Genomic DNA, 15,049 nt, shown 5'->3' with positions numbered 1-15,049 from the left:
CACTTGTCTGACACCCTGCAGCGTACACGAGGAACTTCACCATGCTGATCAAACGCCCGGCCGACATCGTGCCGTCCGACATCACGCCGCGCGCACTGTTCGATACCCGCCGGGATTTCATCCGCGCGGCCGGACTGGGTGCCGGTGCGGCGCTGCTCGGTGGCCTGCAGGGGATCGCCGGCGCACAGGGCAAGCGTGGCGAAAAGCTCGGGCCGCTGGCGAAAAGCCCCTTCTCGACCGACGAGAAGCTGAACGACTACGAGGACATCACCCGCTACTGCAATTTCTATGAATTCGGCACCGACAAGGGCGATCCCTCGAAGAACGCGCACCGCATGTCCACCCGGCCGTGGACGGTGAGCATCGAGGGTCTGGTGCAGAAGCCCAGGACGCTGGGCATCGAGGAGGTGCTGACGCTGGCGCCGCTGGAGGAACGCATCTACCGGCTGCGCTGCGTCGAAGCGTGGTCGATGGTCGTGCCCTGGGTCGGCGTTCCGCTGTCAGTGCTGCTCAGGCAGGTCGAGCCGCTGGGCAGCGCGAAGTACGTCGAATTCACCACGCTGGCCGATCCGAAAACAATGCCCGGCGTGCGCAGCGCAGTGCTCGAATGGCCATATGTCGAAGGCCTGCGGCTCGACGAAGCCATGCATCCGCTCACCATCATGGCCGTGGGGCTGTATGGCGAAGTGCTGCCGAACCAGAACGGCGCCCCGATGCGGCTGATCGTGCCATGGAAGTACGGTTTCAAGAGCGCGAAGTCGATCGTGAAGATCCGCTTCACCAACAAGGAGCCGCTGAGCGCCTGGTCGCGCGCCGCCGGTCGCGAGTACGGCTTCTATTCGAATGTGAATCCGGACGTCGACCACCCGCGCTGGAGTCAGGGGCGCGAACGGCGCATCGGCGAATTTTCGAAGCGCAAGACGCTCATGTTCAATGGATACGGCGATCAGGTTGCGTCGCTCTACACGGGCATGGACCTGAGGAAGTATTACTGAGGTGCAGGCACGTGCCTCGACCGCAGCGCCCCTGGGCCGCAACGCGCGCGCGTGGACACCGGGGCCCACCGTGTTCCGCTGGCTGTGGCGTACCGTCTGGCTCGCCTGTCTGGTGCCGCTGATATGGCTGGCATTCGGCGCGTATGCCGACCGGCTGGGCGCCAACCCGATCGAATACATCACGCGCGCCACCGGTGACTGGACGCTGCGCCTGCTGCTGGTGACGCTGGCCGTGACGCCGCTGCGCCAGATCACCGGCTGGCACTGGCTGGTACGCCTGCGCCGCATGCTCGGGCTGTACGCGTTCTTCTACGCCAGCCTGCACCTGCTCACCTATCTGTGGCTGGACCAGTTCTTCGACATCGGCGGCATCGTGAAGGACATCATCAAGCGGCCCTTCATCACGATCGGGTTCGGCGCCTTCCTGCTGCTGCTGCCGCTCGCCGTGACCTCGACCAACGGCATGGTGCGCCGGCTCGGCGGCCGGGCCTGGCAACGGCTGCACAAGCTCGTGTACGTCGTCGGCATCCTCGGCGTGGCGCACTACTGGTGGCTGGTGAAGAAGGACCTGACCGAACCCATCCTTTACGCCTGCATCCTCGCCACGCTGTTCGCCGTGCGCCTGTGGCACGCCCGCCGTCTGCGCGCGCACCTGGCGGCGCAGACGACATGAGGACGTCGCTCAGCGACGCGCGCGACGGGCGGCGCCCGCCACACCGATCAGACCCGCCAGCATCAGCGCCCAGCTTTCCGGTTCCGGCACCGCGGTGATGCTCACGTTGTCGATCGCCAGTGCGGTCGTGACACCGAAGTCGCCCACATCGACGACACCGAACGCCAGCCGCACCGCACCGCCGCGCGTGAATACGTACTCGAAGCTGCGGATGCCGGTGTCGGCCAGAAAATCGAGGATCGGTGCCGACGTGGCGTCGGCGACCGAAGCGATGCGCGTGATGTCGCCGTCGACCGACAGGAAGGCAAAGTCCGGCCGCGCTTCGGCGCCGACTTCGTTGGTGGCCAGCAGCCAGTCGAAACGCAGGATGTCGCCGACATTCACGTTCACGGTGCGCCAGATGGCAGAGCCTTCATAGGCGAAGTCGTCGCCGCGATCAAAGGCGCCGGGCTGCGCGCCGATCGCCGTTTCGAGCGCGAGGCCGGTTTCGACCGCTGCCACACCGCTCAGATTGAACGAGCCGGCCGGTAGCGGGAAGTCATCCTCGAACGTCAGCGATGCCGTTGTCAGGGCGATGTAGGTATCGCCCGAATTGTCCTGGGCGGACACGTCGCCGGCGGTCTGCCAGTTGGCGACGTAACCGCTGTTGAAGTCTTCGCTGAAGCTCACGTCGGCGTGCGCAGCGGTGGCGAACAGCGAGGCGATCAGCGCTGCTGCGGCAATGGGTTTGATCATCATGGTCATGGCTCCGGAAAGTCAGTGTTCAGTAGAGGAATGTCGCGCTGCCCAGTTGGGCCGGCAGCACATTGCGCAGGGTCACCAGCGGACGGGCTGCGGCGCGACCGGCAGACCCGTCGGCGTCGAACAGCACCATCGTGTTCGCACCGCTCTGACGGAAGCTGATGTGGCCGCTGGTCAGCGGGTCGCTGCCGGTCGTGACGCCGGCCAGCAGCTGGCGCACATCCAGCCTGTCCTGCTGCGGATCGAAGTCGGTGATGGTGTCGAGCGCGTCGCGCACACTTTGATAGACGAAGGTGTCCGCACCGCCACCACCGGTCAGCAGGTCTGCGCCTTCGCCGCCGGTGATGACGTCATCGCCCGGTGTGCCGGTCAGCGTGTCGCGACCGGCGCCGCCGTTGATCGTGCGCAGCAGGTTCAGGCCGATGATGACAGGATCATGGTCCGACGAGCGGAAGGCGGTCGGCGCGTACAGGTCCTGCGGCTTGAACTCGGTGTTGTAGTCGATCACGAACGGCTCGTCGGTATTGATGTGCCACTGCGTGATGCCACTTACCTTGCCGGCCAGCGCGGTGCTGGCCAGCGCATGGTCGAGCGCGCCACTTTCACCATCGAAGGTGTAGGTGTAGTTGAGCTCGATGCCGGCGGCCAGATCGGTCAGGCCGGCCGAGGTCAGCGCAAGGATGGGATCTTCCTTCGCATACGCGTTCAGGTCGCCGATGACCAGCACGTCGGCGGCGCCACCTTGACCGGGCAATTGCTGGATGAAGGTCTGCAGCGCTGCCGCCTGCTGCACGCGCAGCGGATTCCAGCAACCCTGACCGTCACCCTGATCGGCTTCGGCCCCGGCGGCGTCGCCGCAGCCCTTCGACTTGAAATGATTGACGACGACGGTGAAGCGCTCGCCGTTGGCCGCGGCGAAGGTCTGCGCCAGCGGCGGGCGGCTGTGGACCGTCGCCGTGTCGCTGATCGCGCTGCCGACCGGTGCGACCTTGGCCGCCTTGTAGATCATGGCCTGGCGGATGGCGTCGGTGCCGGTACCGCCGACCGGCAGACCGACCGCGGCATACACATTGACGCCGTAGGCTGCGTTCAGCGCGGCCACCAGATTGTTCACCGCGCCCTGACCGTTGTTCTCGATTTCGATCAAACCCACGACGTCGGCATCCATCGCCAGCAGCGCGGCGACGATCTTGTCGCGCTGACGGGTGAATTCGAGTGCGCTGTCGGCGCCACGGCAATCGCTGCGCGTGCCGGTGGGGAAGCACGACGCACCGGCCTGATCGATCGTGCTGAAGTAGTTCAGCACATTGAAGCTGGCCACCCGCACATTGCCGCCGACAGCCGCCGGCACTGCGGTGCGCGGATTGTCGCGGCTGAACTCCGGCATCACCACCGGGTGCAGCTTGTAGTCGCGCGGCCCGGTGCTCGACGCGGTGATCAGGCCATGGTCGATCACGCCGGTCAGGCCGGTCACCGTGTCGCCGGCACGCAGCGTGTTGTCGGCGCCGATGAAGGGGATCGGGTTCGGGTTCTGTGCGGTCGAGCCGTCGTCGAGCACGATACGACGACGTGCATTCTCGTCGCGCAGCGCCAGTGCTTCGGCAGTGCCCGCCGGGTGGCGGTTGGTCGGGATTTCCATGCGGCCTTCGGCCGACAGCGTCACCTGACCGTAGCGGCCCTGGAAGTAGTTCTGCGACGCCGTGAGCGGCGAAGTGATGCGCACCAGCATGCCTTCATAGCGCTCCAGCTCGCCTTCGAATGCTTCCGGCAGCACGATGTCGGTCGGCGTGATCGACACACCGCTGCCCAGCACCTGCACGGCGCTCGGCGACGTGAGCTGGGTCACCGTATTGAACTCGGTGACATTTGCGGTCAGACGCAGCCGCTGGCCGACTACGACCGTGTTGCCCGGGGCGAACACGAAAATACCATCCGACGTGCTCACGTCGCCATCGCCGGCGTCGTCCTGCAGGGTGTAGCCGTTCAGGCCGGGGAATACGGCGCTGACCACGCCTTCGGTGGTGACGACCTGACCGTTCAGCGGGCTGGCGTCACCGCTGCCCTGGATCGCCGGGATGGGCACGATGGCGGCCGGCGCAGCGACCGTGATATCGACACTGCACGTTCCTTCCTGTGCCTCGTTGTTCGTGAAGCGCAGACCGATGCTGTACTGGCCGGTCGCGGTGCCTGCCGCGACGCTGACCTGCGCAGACGCGCTGCCGCCGTCGGTCGTCGCCGGAGTGAAGCCGTCGACCGTCACACCAACCGGCAGCGTGCCGGTGAGCGAGTAGGCTTCGACCACGCTGTCGGCGTCGCTGGCCGCCACCGTCACGCTGCCGGCTTCGCCGGCCTGCAGCGCAAGCGCCGGGCAGGTGGTCACGATGGGTTGATTCACGGCACCGCTGCCGCCGCCCTGCACCGATATGTTGTCGATACCGACCCACTCGTCGTTGCCCGGCGCGTTGGTCGTGATCACGCGCAGCTGCAGCAGCGGCTGGTTGTCGGCGTCGGCCGGCAGCGTCACCTGCACCGGCGTCACCTTGCCAGCCAGCGACGGGCCTTCGGTCGCGTCGGCCACGTAGGCCTCCGGCACATTGATGAAGCTGCCGCTGGCGCCGACGCGGTACTGCAGCGCAACCTGCTGCTGCGCGTTGTCGGCCGAGCCGTCGAGATCGCGCAGGTCATAGCGCACGACGATGCCGCTGTGACCGGTGGTGTTCAGCGACAGCAGGATGAAGGGCGCATCGGCGGTGCCGGAGCCGGTCAGTGCGACGACCGGATCGGTCAGGTGGAACTCGGTGACGCCACCGGTGCTGAAGGTGTTCGGATTGGTCTGGTTGGCATTCACGTCGACCGGCGACGTGGTGCCATCCGCCGTGAGGGTCTGCGGATCGACGCCGGTCGCGCTGGTCAGCTCATCGCCGCGATAGCCGGTGATGCCGGGTACGCCGCTCCAGTTGTCATTGGCCGTGATCAGGCCGATGTTCGTCCAGTCCTGCGCGAACGGCAGGGTTTGCGGTGTGTTGTCGGCCTGCGCGGCCGAGGCGAACAGACCGACGATGGCCAGTGTCAGGGAAAGTCGGGGCGAAACGATGCGGTCGTTTGATGACATTTGAATTTCCAGCGAGACAGGCAGGGTAATCGAAGCGGCCCGCCGGCGATACCGGACGGGCCGCGAGGCTGAATCAGACAGCGACGGCGTTGCGGCGGCGGGCAAACACGCCGAGCAGGCCCAGACCGGCCAGCAACATGGCCCAGGTATCGGCTTCCGGCACCGGCGAGATCGCCAGGTCGACCAGGCGACCGGCCGGGTCGAGCGGATCGGCGACGCCGTAGCGGCTGGCACTGATGACGCCGCCCAGGCCACCTTCCGAGGTCGCGTCGGTGATGTATTCCTGCAGCGCCTGCTGGTAGGTGATGGAACTGACGGCATTCTCGAATTCGATGCCGGCAGCGGCGAACGGGTAGCCGTCACCACCGTTGGCGGTGAAGTCGATCGTAGTGAGCGAGAAGCTGCGCGCGCCATCCACCACTTCGCCGTCCTGCACCAGTACGGTACCGTCATCAAGCACGATGCTGACGATGCGGTCGCCCGAGGCGCGCGTCGTGTCATACACGACCCGCATGCCGGACACCTGGGCGAAGCGGCCGTCGGCATTGCCGCTGGCCGATGCGTTGGCAACCGAATGTTCCATGATGGTCTTCAGCTGTTCGGCATTCACGCTGGGTGCGACATCGACCAGGTTGGTGAAGGGCAGCACGTTGAAGGTGTCGCCCACGCTGACGTCGCCGGCATTGATCGAGACGCGGATGCCGCCGCCGTTCTGGATGGCGATGTCGGTACCGCCGGCATGACGCATGGCGTCGGCAACCAGATTGCCCAGATTGGTTTCCGCATTGCGCACACCTGCCTGGAAGCTGCCGGGCGTACCGGCGGCGCCGCGGTTGCCGTTCAGGAAGACCTCCGACTGACCGATCACGGTCGCATTCAGCACATTGATGTAGCTCTGGACCGGATCGACCACCGCGGTCTTCAGGAAGCTGTCGCCCGCCACCGTGTCGGTGTCGGCCAATGCGCCCGATACGCGGTACAGGTTGGCGCCGTTGATCGCCGTTACGGCACCGGTCGTGTCGTCCAGCGTCAGGTTCAGTTCTCCGACGTAACGGTTGCCAAAGCTCGAGGTGACCATGGCGACCCCTTTGCCGTCGGCATCCGTGACCGTCTGCGGCAGGCCGGTGATGGCACGCACATCGCCCGGTATCAGCGCATCGTCTGCGTCAGCCATCAGTTCGTGGCCTCCGCCGGACAGTACGACGTCGACGCCGCGCAGGCCGGGGATCAGCACGTCGCGCTCGTTGGCGGCATTCTGCAGATGGCTGATCACGATGACGCTGCCGGCACCCTGTGCGCGCGCGGCGTCGATCTGCTGCTGCACGAAGGGCACCAGCGCCTGCAGGTTCTGCGCTTCGGTGCTGCCCGCGTTCCAGCCCCCGGTCAGATTCACCGAGCCGGGCGAACTGATGCTCGACAGCAGCGGCGTGGTGACACCGACCACCGCCACCTTGTTGCCGCCATTCGTGCTCAGCAGCGTGTAGGGCGCGACCGTGCCGGTCGCAGCCAGCGACGCGAAGGCGGGCGTGGCACTGAAGTTGAGGTTGGACGACAGATATGTCGTGCCGGAAACCTGGGCGAAGCGCGCCGCGACGTCCGGGCCGAGGTCGAATTCATGATTGCCGAACACCGCGGCATCGAAGCCGATGTGGCGCATCGCGATGGCGTCGTAGAAATCCTGTCCGCCGTCGATGTAAGCCGAGCCCAGATTGACGAAGCTGGCGTTCAGGCGCGGGCCGGGCAGGAAGGCATCGCCGGCGTTGAGCTTGAACACCGTGTTGCCGGCCAGTGCGGCCGCCGATTCTGCGGCGGACATGACGCTGGCGAGGCGATCGACGCCGCCGTAGAAGGACACCGCCTGCGACGCGTTGTCGCGCAGGTTGCCCTGTGCCGACAACAGCCAGGACTCCTGGTCACCGATATGCAGCAGCGTGAGACCTTCGGCCAGCGCCGGGCCGGCGAACAGCGACGAAATCAGGATGGCAAGCGTGTGCCTGCGCACGACGAGGGTGGCTTTCATGGGACATCTCCGGAATCGTTGTCAGACGGCGGGCGCGCAGCGGCACCCGTCTGTGTGATCCGGAGGTTAGGGCGCGAAGATGACCGGACTGTGGCCGTGAAAACCCTGCTGCATGATCTGAACGGACTATGCCGCGCGGGCCGGACGACGCAGCGCCGACAGCGCCCACAGCAGGCAACCGACGCCCAGCGTGCCGCAGGCGAAGGTCCATGCCACAGGGGATGTGATGCCCCCGGTCATGTCCAGCACGCCGCCGAACACCAGCGGTGCGATGAAACCGGCGCCGAAGCCGCCAAGCGAATACAGCGCCATCGCCGCACCGCGCTGTGCCGCTGGCGCAGCATGCACGAGGCCGGCGGTCAGCGAGGCCGAATCGGCCATGACGGCCGTGTTGTACAGCGCCAGCACGCACAGCATGAGCCACCAGGGCAGCGCCGCCGAAGCACCGGCCAGCCAGCACAGCAGGCCGGAGGCGATCATCATGGCGACGATCCAGCGCCGTCGTCCGACACGTCCGGCCATTTCATTCCCCAGTATGCTGGCCGGGAGTCCGAGCAGATTGATCAGCGCCGCCGCTTCGGTCGGCGACAGCGCGGCCTGCGCCGACGACAGTCCGTAAGCGAAAGCGATGAAGGCCACCATCCACGACCGCAGGCCGAACAGCTCCCAGCAATGCACCGCGTAGCCGGTCACCAGCTGGCGCACCCGCGGGTGCGCCAGCACCGGTCCGAAACGCGGCAGCCAGTGCGCATCGGCAGCACCGGGCGGCGCATGCGGCGCGGTGCCCATGAAAACGATGACGGCCGCCAGGAGTGGGCCGGCAGCCATCAGCGCGATCGCGATCCGCCAGTCCATCAGATTGCCGAGGGCGCCGGCCAGCAGCAGCGACAGGCTGGTACCGATGCCGAAGCTCGCGGTGTAGAACGCGATCGGTCGATTGCTTCGGGCCGTCGACACGCGATCGGTCAGCACGCGCAGGCCGGGCATGTAGCAGCCGGCAAGTCCGGCGCCGCACAGCGCCTGAAAGAAGGCGCCGGTCCACATGCCCCGGGCGAACAGCGCGAAGCCCAGCGTTCCGCCTGCCATCAACACGCAGGACGCCACATAAACGATGCGCGCATCGACGCGGTCGGTGACGCCGGACAGAAAGGGCACGGCCACCATGTAGCCGAAGAAGAAGGCACCGCCGATCAGGCCGGCTTCGGCACCGCTGAGCTGCCACACCCCGGCCAGCAGCGGCAGGAAGGACGGATAGGCGGCGAATCCCGTCATGCCCAGGGCCTCGGCGGCACACATCAGCAGCGTGAGCCGGGCCGGCGGCAACATGGTCAGTCGCCGTCCGTCGATTTCAGCAGAGCGGATTTGAGCCGGGCGCGACTGGCCTTCTTGTCCTGCCGGGCGTGCTCGCCGCCCTTCTTCAGCAGCGCCGCCGTGGCCAGGGGGTTGCGTGGCTTCAGGCTGCGTCCCTTGGCGCTGACCCGCACGGCGTCCCTGCGCTTCATCGCCGGCGGCCGCGTTCGAACTGGATGATGGCGCGGCCGTCCTCGGTCTGGCGCGGCTCGCCGCGCCAGGCGTGGCCGTAGATGATTTCCATCGTCGCCGGCAGGCGGCCATCGTCGCGCAGCCGCAGCAGCGCATCATCGAGCCGCACACGGGCGCGCGGCGTCAGCAGTCCGCGCGGCCGCGCGGCCAGCGCGCAGTGACCACCGGTATCGGCCAGATCGCGGTACAGCGCGGCCGGCGTGTCGAAGGTCAGCGTGATGTGCTCCATGTCCATCACCGGTTCAGCGAAGCCCGATTCGACCAGCATGTCGCCGACATCGTGCATGTCGATGAAGCGATGTGCGCGCAACGGCAGTCCGGCTTCGGCCAGCGCGCCACGCAGTTCGCGCAGCGTGTCCGGGCCGAGCATGGAAAACATGAACAGCCCGCCGACGCGCACGCAGCGCTGCACTTCGCGCAGTGTCGCCGGCAGGTCCGCCTGCCAGTGCAGCGCCATGTTGGACCACACCATGTCGATGCTGCGCGGCGCAATCGGCAGCCGCGCGATATCGGCACGCACCAGCGCGGTCTGGCTGCCGCCCAGCACCCCGGGCAGCCAGCGCCGCCAGCGCGGCGTGCGGGCGGCTGCCCGCGCGAGCATGGCGGCCGAACGGTCGACGCCGATCATCTGCATGTCGGGGTAGCGTGCGCGCAGCGGCTGCAGATCGGCGCCGGTGCCGCAACCCAGATCGAGCAGGCGGGCCGGCTTCAGCATGACCATGTCAAGCCGCTCGGCCATGCGCCGCGCCACTTCTCGATGCAGCACCGCCGCGTCGTCGAAACGCGCGGCGGCACGCTCGAAGCCGCGCGCCACCGCGCGCGCATCGAGTGCGAGGTCGGGCGGAACCGCAGCGGCGATGGTCGTGCGCTCCGCGCTCAGACCGACTGGATGCCCAGCCGCTCCAGCAGCCGGCGGTCGTTGTCGGCCTGCGGATTGCCGGTGGTCAGCAGCTTGTCGCCATAGAAGATGGAATTGGCGCCGGCAAGAAAGCACAGCGCCTGCATCTGGTCGTTCATCGCTTCGCGCCCGGCCGACAGACGCACGTGGCTGTTCGGCATCGTGATGCGGGCGCAGGCGATGGTGCGCACGAATTCGAACGGATCGAGATCCGGCGTATCGGCCAGCGGCGTGCCTTCGACTTTCACCAGGTTGTTGATCGGCACCGATTCCGGCGGCGTGTCCATGCTGGCCAGCGTGGCGATCAGGCCGGCGCGGCCGCGGCGCGATTCGCCCATGCCGACGATGCCGCCGCAGCACACATTCATGCCGGCTTCGCGCACCGCTTCCAGCGTGTCGAAGCGGTCTTCCTGCGTGCGCGTACCGATGACGTCGCCGTAGAACTCCGGGGCGGTATCGATGTTGTGGTTGTAGTAATCCAGCCCCGCCTTCTTCAGCGTTTCGGCCTGGCCCTCGCGCAGCATGCCCAGCGTGGCGCAGGTTTCCAGACCCAGCCCCTTCACCGCCGAAATCATTTCGGCCACCGCCTCGACATCGCGGTCCTTCGGGCCGCGCCAGGCGGCGCCCATGCAGAAGCGCGTCGCACCGGCATCGCGCGCCGCGCGCGCGGCGGCCAGCACCTCTTCGACCGGCAGCAGGTCCTGGCTGGTGACGCCGGTATCGTGGCGCATCGACTGCGGGCAATAGCCGCAGTCTTCCGGGCAGCCACCGGTCTTGATCGACAGCAGGGTGGATCGTTGTATGGCATTGGGATCAAAATGCTCGCGGTGCACCTGCTGCGCGCGGAACATCAGATCGGCGAACGGCAGCGCAAACAGCGCCTCGACCTGTTCGGTGGTCCAGCGCTGGGGCACTTGGGAGCGGGAGGACGGCGGAAGATGGATGACTTGGGTATGCATGATGTGAAGTCTGGCGGGCGCATCGGCGCTGAAACGGCGAAGCCCGCATTTTCCGCGAAAACGGCCGGCACATGTTGCACCGCGTGATCGCCGCGGCGCGGGCCGCAAGCAGGCGATTGCTGACGCAGGACTGCCGGCTGTGCGGCCTGCCATCGGGCGATGCGCTGTTGTGCGCCGGTTGCCATGACGAGCTGCCGCGTTTGCCCGCGGCGCATTGCCCGGTCTGCGCGCTGCCGGTACCGACGGCCGACGTGTGCGGCCGCTGCCTGAAACATCCACCGGCCTTCGATGCGACGCTGGCTGTCTGGGCTTACGCGGAACCTGCTGACCACCTGATCCACGCCCTGAAGTTCCGCGCCCGCCTGCCACTGGCCAACTGGTTCGCGCACGAACTCCACGCGCTCGGCCTGCCGCCCTGTGATCTGCTGCTGGCCATGCCACTGCATCCGAACCGACTGCGCGAACGCGGCTTCAACCAGTCGGTCGAGATCGGCCGCACGCTCGGCCGGATCGGCCAGCTGAACTTCGATGCCTTCGGTCTGGAGCGCCTGCACGACACGCCGCCGCAGCGCGACCTCGCGTGGTCGCAGCGACGGCGCAATGTGCGCGGTGCCTTTGCGGTGCGTACGGAGGTAGCAGGCAGGCATGTCGCGGTGGTCGATGACGTGTTGACGACCGGCGCCAGCCTGCACGAGGTGGCGCGCATGCTGAAGGCGGCCGGCGCGCTGACGGTGACCAATCTGGTGCTGGCGCGCACGCCACGGCTGCGCGGGAAGTAGCTTCACCCGCCCCGCCGCGGCACAATCCCGCTCCCCGACCCGGCGCACGCCCATGTTCCACATCGTCCTGTATCAGCCAGAGATTCCGCCCAACACCGGCAACGTGATGCGGCTGTGCGCCAACGGCGGCTTCAGGCTGCATCTGGTGAAGCCGCTCGGCTTCGAAATCACCGACAAGCACCTCGCACGTGCCGGCATGGACTACCGCGACCTGGTGAATGTGACAGTGCATGAGGACTGGGCGGCGCTGTCGGACGCGCTGGCACTGCAGCCCGACGATTCGCGGCTGTATGCCCTGAGCACGCGCGGGCGCACTGCACATACGGCGCCGCAATACCGCGCCGGCGACATTTTCCTGTTCGGTCAGGAAACCGCCGGTCTGCCCGGTGCGCTGCTCGACACGGTGCCGGTCGCGCAACGCCTGCGCATTCCGATGCAGCCGGACAGCCGCAGCCTGAACCTGAGCAATTCGGTGGCCATCGTCGCCTATGAAGCGTGGCGCCAGCACGACTTCGCCGGCGCGGCGACGCCGTGAAACAGACTACAGCGGGACTACAGCGGCGGCGTTTCCGCTTTCGGATCACGCGACAGCAGGCTTTCCACTGCGTCGGCTGCGGCCAGCCGCCCGTCGAGCACCGCCGCCACCGCCTGCGTGATCGGCATGTCGACCTGCAGGCGCTCGGCCAGCGCGGCCGCCTCGCGTGCGGTCGGCACCCCTTCTGCCACATGGCCCAACGTGGTCAGTACCTCATCCAGCGAACGCCCTTCGGCCAGCAACAGGCCGACGCGCCGGTTGCGTGACAGGTCGCCGGTACAGGTCAGGATGAGGTCGCCCATGCCGGCCAGCCCCATGAAGGTCTGGCTGCGGCCGCCGAGCGCCACGCCCAGGCGGGCGATTTCGGCCAGACCGCGGGTGATCAGCGCAGCCCGCGCGTTCAGGCCGAAACCAAGCCCGTCGCATACGCCGGTGGCGATCGCCATGACGTTCTTCACCGCCCCGCCGACCTCGACGCCGATCAGATCGTCGTTGGCATAGAGGCGCAGCCGCGGACTGTGCAGTGACGCGACCAGCGCACTGACGAATTCGATGTCATCGCTCGCCACGGTGATGGCGGTCGGCAGGCCGCGTGCCACCTCGATCGCGAAACTGGGCCCACTGAATGCGCCGCGCGAAATCTGCGCGGGCAGGATGTCCAGCGCCACCTGATGCGGCAGCAGACCGCTGCCACTTTCGAAGCCCTTGCAGGCCCACAGCACGGCGGGCACTCCGCTGCGTGCAACCGCTTCGAGCGCCGCGCGCAGGCCGGCGATCGGCGTCGCAATCAGCGCCAGATCACAGCCGTTCAGCGCAGTCGCAGCGTCGGACGACACCGCAATGCCAGGCGGCAGCGCAATGCCGGGCAGATAGCGTTCGTTGGAATGCGAGCTGTGCAGCGATAGCGCATGGTCGGCATCGCGCGTCCACAGCGTCACGTCATGGTCCGCCGAATAGGCAACGGCCAGCGCCGTACCCCAGGCGCCGGCGCCCATCACGCACAGCTTCATTTCGGCGAAACCCGGCTCACAGCCCCCAGACCTGGGAGATGCGCACGAAACCGCTCTGGCCGTCGCGGTGCTTCACCTTCGCCCAGCCTGCCGGCGCGGCTTCGGTGAGCGGTTCGAGCAGTACGCGGCGTTCCGCTTCGAACACCAGCGGTGCGTCGTCTTCCGCACGGACCAGAATGCGCGCGCGCTCCGCGGTGACGATCACCATACGCACAGGCGCGAGCGAAGATGCCTCGACCCACGCAAGCATGCCGCCCGGCTCGCGCACCTTGACCCATCCTGTCTGGCTGCGCACCACCTCGACCGGCGTGTGGCGCGCAATGACAAACTGCTGGCGCGCCTGCCGGGACGGCGCGTCGTACATCACCGCAACGTCCGACAGCGACCGGTAGTCGACGCCCGCCGCCTGTACGGCGAGCGGACAGACGAAGGCCACCAGTGCCGCACATGCGGCCTGCTTCATCACTGCACCGTGGCGCCGTTCTGGCCTTCGGGCGGCTGCTGCGTGCGCTGCTGGTAGATCGATTCGAAATTGACCGGTGCCAGCACGACCGGCGGGAAGCCGGCGCGATTGACTGCGTCCGACACGCTTTCGCGGGCGTACGGGAACAGGATGGTCGGGCAGGCGATGCCGAGAATGGGCTGGATGTCTTCGGCCGGCACGTTGCGGATCTGGAAGATGCCGGCCTGACGGACTTCAACCAGGAACATCGTCTTCTCTTCGAGCTTGGCGGTGACGGTGACGGTCAGCGTCACGTTGAACACGCCTTCCTGCACGGCCTTGCCTTCGGTCTGCAGCTGGATCTGCACGGTCGGATTTTCGCGCGTCAGGAAGATTTCCGGCGCGTTCGGGACTTCGAGCGACAAGTCCTTCACGTAGATCTTCTCGATGGAAAAAACCGGGCCCGTGGGCTGTTGGGGTTGCACTGCTTCTTCGGCCATTTTTCGCTTCTCGGTTGGGGGTTAAGGCTGCAAAAACCGGCTCACGCCTGCAGCAGGGGGTCTAACTTGCCTTCGCGGTCGAGTGCCTGCAGATCATCGCACCCGCCCACGTGGTAATCGCCAATGTAGATCTGTGGCACGGTACGCCGGCCGGTTCGCTCCATCATTTCGGAACGGCGGTCAGGATCGATGTCGATGCGCACCTTCTCGATGTCGGTCACACCCTTGCTCGTCAGCAGGCGTTCGGCCTGCGAGCAATACGGACAAAAGCCGCTTGTATACATCAGCACGCGTGCCATGGCATCACTTCTTTGTCAGCGGCAGACTGGCCTGTTCCCAGGCACCGATCCCGCCGTCCAGCGCAAAAACCTTCTCGAATCCCGCCTTGCGCAGCGCCGAGCAGGCGCTCGCCGAGCGCTGGCCGCTGGCGCAGACCACGATCAGCGGCCGCTGTCTGAACTTTTCCAGCTCACCCAGCCGTTTCGGTATTTCGCCCGCCGGGATGTGCCGCGCGCCATTGATGTGGCCCTTGGACCATTCCGCCTGATCACGCACGTCGATCACCTGCGCGTCTTCGCGGTTGATCAACTGGGTGGCCTGTGCCGGCGACAGACGCGGGCCCGACACCTTCTGGCGAATGGTCAGGAAGATGAGCCCGGCACCACTCATGAAAGCGGTGATGGCCCAGATGTAGTTGGTCGTTACGAAGTCCATGGAGTCTGAGGGCAGCCAGTGTAGGGGTCGGGATGAAGTCGCGTGCCCGGGTGAGCGGGCCGTCGTACGGAAGCATCCGACCATTTGATGCGCATCGAAACGCGCAGGTATGTCGATTTTTTACCGGAC

16 protein-coding genes are annotated in these 15,049 nt (G+C 66.9%); 4 read left to right on the top strand and 12 right to left on the bottom strand.

What is annotated here, in order from left to right:
- Positions 1 to 41 precede the first annotated feature (41 nt).
- Positions 42 to 995: a protein-methionine-sulfoxide reductase catalytic subunit MsrP gene (msrP, locus tag Q8Q80_RS14380; RefSeq protein ID WP_305633569.1), complete on the top strand. Its 954-nt coding sequence runs from the start codon at positions 42 to 44 to the stop codon at positions 993 to 995.
- Between the two features lie 70 nt (positions 996 to 1,065).
- Positions 1,066 to 1,668, top strand: a complete 603-nt coding sequence (locus tag Q8Q80_RS14375; RefSeq protein WP_305633596.1) for a sulfite oxidase heme-binding subunit YedZ — start codon at positions 1,066 to 1,068, stop codon at positions 1,666 to 1,668.
- A gap of 9 nt (positions 1,669 to 1,677) precedes the next feature.
- On the opposite strand, the gene Q8Q80_RS14370 is transcribed toward Q8Q80_RS14375, so the two are convergent.
- The 7 genes from Q8Q80_RS14370 to bioB form a co-directional block, all read right to left on the bottom strand.
- Complete coding sequence (locus Q8Q80_RS14370; protein WP_305633568.1) at positions 1,678 to 2,406, bottom strand: PEP-CTERM sorting domain-containing protein; 729 nt, start codon at positions 2,404 to 2,406, stop codon at positions 1,678 to 1,680.
- Between the two features lie 25 nt (positions 2,407 to 2,431).
- On the bottom strand, positions 2,432 to 5,521 hold the full coding sequence (locus Q8Q80_RS14365) for an ExeM/NucH family extracellular endonuclease (protein ID WP_305633567.1): 3,090 nt from the start codon (positions 5,519 to 5,521) through the stop codon (positions 2,432 to 2,434).
- 73 nt (positions 5,522 to 5,594) lie between these two features.
- Entirely contained in the window at positions 5,595 to 7,541 is a 1,947-nt protein-coding gene (locus tag Q8Q80_RS14360; protein WP_305633566.1) for a 5'-nucleotidase C-terminal domain-containing protein, read from the bottom strand.
- A 126-nt stretch (positions 7,542 to 7,667) separates the two neighbouring features.
- The gene (locus Q8Q80_RS14355) at positions 7,668 to 8,867 is read right to left on the bottom strand and encodes a nitrate/nitrite transporter (protein WP_305633565.1); all 1,200 of its coding nucleotides are present in this window, start codon (positions 8,865 to 8,867) and stop codon (positions 7,668 to 7,670) included.
- A 2-nt stretch (positions 8,868 to 8,869) separates the two neighbouring features.
- Positions 8,870 to 9,043 (bottom strand): hypothetical protein, encoded by a 174-nt coding sequence (locus Q8Q80_RS14350; protein ID WP_305633564.1) that lies wholly within the window; start codon positions 9,041 to 9,043, stop codon positions 8,870 to 8,872.
- On the bottom strand, positions 9,040 to 9,897 hold the full coding sequence (locus tag Q8Q80_RS14345; RefSeq protein ID WP_305633563.1) for a methyltransferase domain-containing protein: 858 nt from the start codon (positions 9,895 to 9,897) through the stop codon (positions 9,040 to 9,042). The genes Q8Q80_RS14350 and Q8Q80_RS14345 overlap by 4 nt, the downstream gene beginning before the upstream one ends.
- Before the next feature lie 62 nt (positions 9,898 to 9,959).
- On the bottom strand, positions 9,960 to 10,940 hold the full coding sequence (gene bioB, locus Q8Q80_RS14340) for a biotin synthase BioB (protein ID WP_305633562.1): 981 nt from the start codon (positions 10,938 to 10,940) through the stop codon (positions 9,960 to 9,962).
- Between the two features lie 71 nt (positions 10,941 to 11,011).
- On the opposite strand from bioB, the gene Q8Q80_RS14335 reads away from it, so the two are divergent.
- Together Q8Q80_RS14335 and Q8Q80_RS14330 are read left to right on the top strand one after the other, a co-directional pair.
- Entirely contained in the window at positions 11,012 to 11,719 is a 708-nt protein-coding gene (locus Q8Q80_RS14335; protein WP_305633561.1) for a ComF family protein, read from the top strand.
- Positions 11,720 to 11,771: 52 nt separating this feature from the next.
- Positions 11,772 to 12,254: a tRNA (cytidine(34)-2'-O)-methyltransferase gene (locus tag Q8Q80_RS14330; RefSeq protein WP_305633560.1), complete on the top strand. Its 483-nt coding sequence runs from the start codon at positions 11,772 to 11,774 to the stop codon at positions 12,252 to 12,254.
- Positions 12,255 to 12,271: 17 nt separating this feature from the next.
- On the opposite strand, the gene Q8Q80_RS14325 is transcribed toward Q8Q80_RS14330, so the two are convergent.
- From Q8Q80_RS14325 to Q8Q80_RS14305, 5 genes are read right to left on the bottom strand one after another with little or no spacing between them, the layout of a single operon-like run.
- Positions 12,272 to 13,264, bottom strand: coding sequence for an NAD(P)H-dependent glycerol-3-phosphate dehydrogenase (locus Q8Q80_RS14325; protein WP_305633559.1), 993 nt, complete (start codon positions 13,262 to 13,264; stop codon positions 12,272 to 12,274).
- Positions 13,265 to 13,280: 16 nt separating this feature from the next.
- Positions 13,281 to 13,727: an SH3 domain-containing protein gene (locus tag Q8Q80_RS14320; RefSeq protein WP_305633558.1), complete on the bottom strand. Its 447-nt coding sequence runs from the start codon at positions 13,725 to 13,727 to the stop codon at positions 13,281 to 13,283.
- On the bottom strand, positions 13,727 to 14,206 hold the full coding sequence (gene secB / locus Q8Q80_RS14315) for a protein-export chaperone SecB (RefSeq protein WP_069038541.1): 480 nt from the start codon (positions 14,204 to 14,206) through the stop codon (positions 13,727 to 13,729). The genes Q8Q80_RS14320 and secB overlap by 1 nt, the downstream gene beginning before the upstream one ends.
- A 41-nt stretch (positions 14,207 to 14,247) precedes the next feature.
- Positions 14,248 to 14,505: a glutaredoxin 3 gene (gene grxC, locus Q8Q80_RS14310; RefSeq protein WP_305633557.1), complete on the bottom strand. Its 258-nt coding sequence runs from the start codon at positions 14,503 to 14,505 to the stop codon at positions 14,248 to 14,250.
- 4 nt (positions 14,506 to 14,509) lie between these two features.
- Complete coding sequence (locus Q8Q80_RS14305) at positions 14,510 to 14,920, bottom strand: rhodanese-like domain-containing protein (RefSeq protein ID WP_305633556.1); 411 nt, start codon at positions 14,918 to 14,920, stop codon at positions 14,510 to 14,512.
- Positions 14,921 to 15,049: the final 129 nt, after the last annotated feature.

The sequence above is a fragment of the Methyloversatilis sp. genome, from assembly GCF_030698125.1.
In the GTDB taxonomy this organism is placed as follows: Bacteria; Pseudomonadota; Gammaproteobacteria; order Burkholderiales; family Rhodocyclaceae; genus Methyloversatilis.
The sequence above is the reverse complement of the archived record's forward strand: the minus strand, read 5'-3'. Positions and strand labels throughout refer to the sequence as shown.

Coding starts and splice junctions, on each gene's coding strand:
- Q8Q80_RS14330 (WP_305633560.1), top strand. CDS start 11,772: ATGTTCCACATCGTCCTGTATCAGCCAGAGATTCCGCCCAACACCGGC.
- Q8Q80_RS14335 (WP_305633561.1), top strand. CDS start 11,012: ATGTTGCACCGCGTGATCGCCGCGGCGCGGGCCGCAAGCAGGCGATTG.
- Q8Q80_RS14305 (WP_305633556.1), bottom strand. CDS start 14,920: ATGGACTTCGTAACGACCAACTACATCTGGGCCATCACCGCTTTCATG.
- grxC (WP_305633557.1), bottom strand. CDS start 14,505: ATGGCACGCGTGCTGATGTATACAAGCGGCTTTTGTCCGTATTGCTCG.
- Q8Q80_RS14360 (WP_305633566.1), bottom strand. CDS start 7,541: ATGAAAGCCACCCTCGTCGTGCGCAGGCACACGCTTGCCATCCTGATT.
- Q8Q80_RS14365 (WP_305633567.1), bottom strand. CDS start 5,521: ATGTCATCAAACGACCGCATCGTTTCGCCCCGACTTTCCCTGACACTG.
- msrP (WP_305633569.1), top strand. CDS start 42: ATGCTGATCAAACGCCCGGCCGACATCGTGCCGTCCGACATCACGCCG.
- secB (WP_069038541.1), bottom strand. CDS start 14,206: ATGGCCGAAGAAGCAGTGCAACCCCAACAGCCCACGGGCCCGGTTTTT.
- Q8Q80_RS14350 (WP_305633564.1), bottom strand. CDS start 9,043: ATGAAGCGCAGGGACGCCGTGCGGGTCAGCGCCAAGGGACGCAGCCTG.
- Q8Q80_RS14325 (WP_305633559.1), bottom strand. CDS start 13,264: ATGAAGCTGTGCGTGATGGGCGCCGGCGCCTGGGGTACGGCGCTGGCC.
- Q8Q80_RS14355 (WP_305633565.1), bottom strand. CDS start 8,867: ATGTTGCCGCCGGCCCGGCTCACGCTGCTGATGTGTGCCGCCGAGGCC.
- Q8Q80_RS14320 (WP_305633558.1), bottom strand. CDS start 13,727: ATGAAGCAGGCCGCATGTGCGGCACTGGTGGCCTTCGTCTGTCCGCTC.
- bioB (WP_305633562.1), bottom strand. CDS start 10,940: ATGCATACCCAAGTCATCCATCTTCCGCCGTCCTCCCGCTCCCAAGTG.
- Q8Q80_RS14370 (WP_305633568.1), bottom strand. CDS start 2,406: ATGATGATCAAACCCATTGCCGCAGCAGCGCTGATCGCCTCGCTGTTC.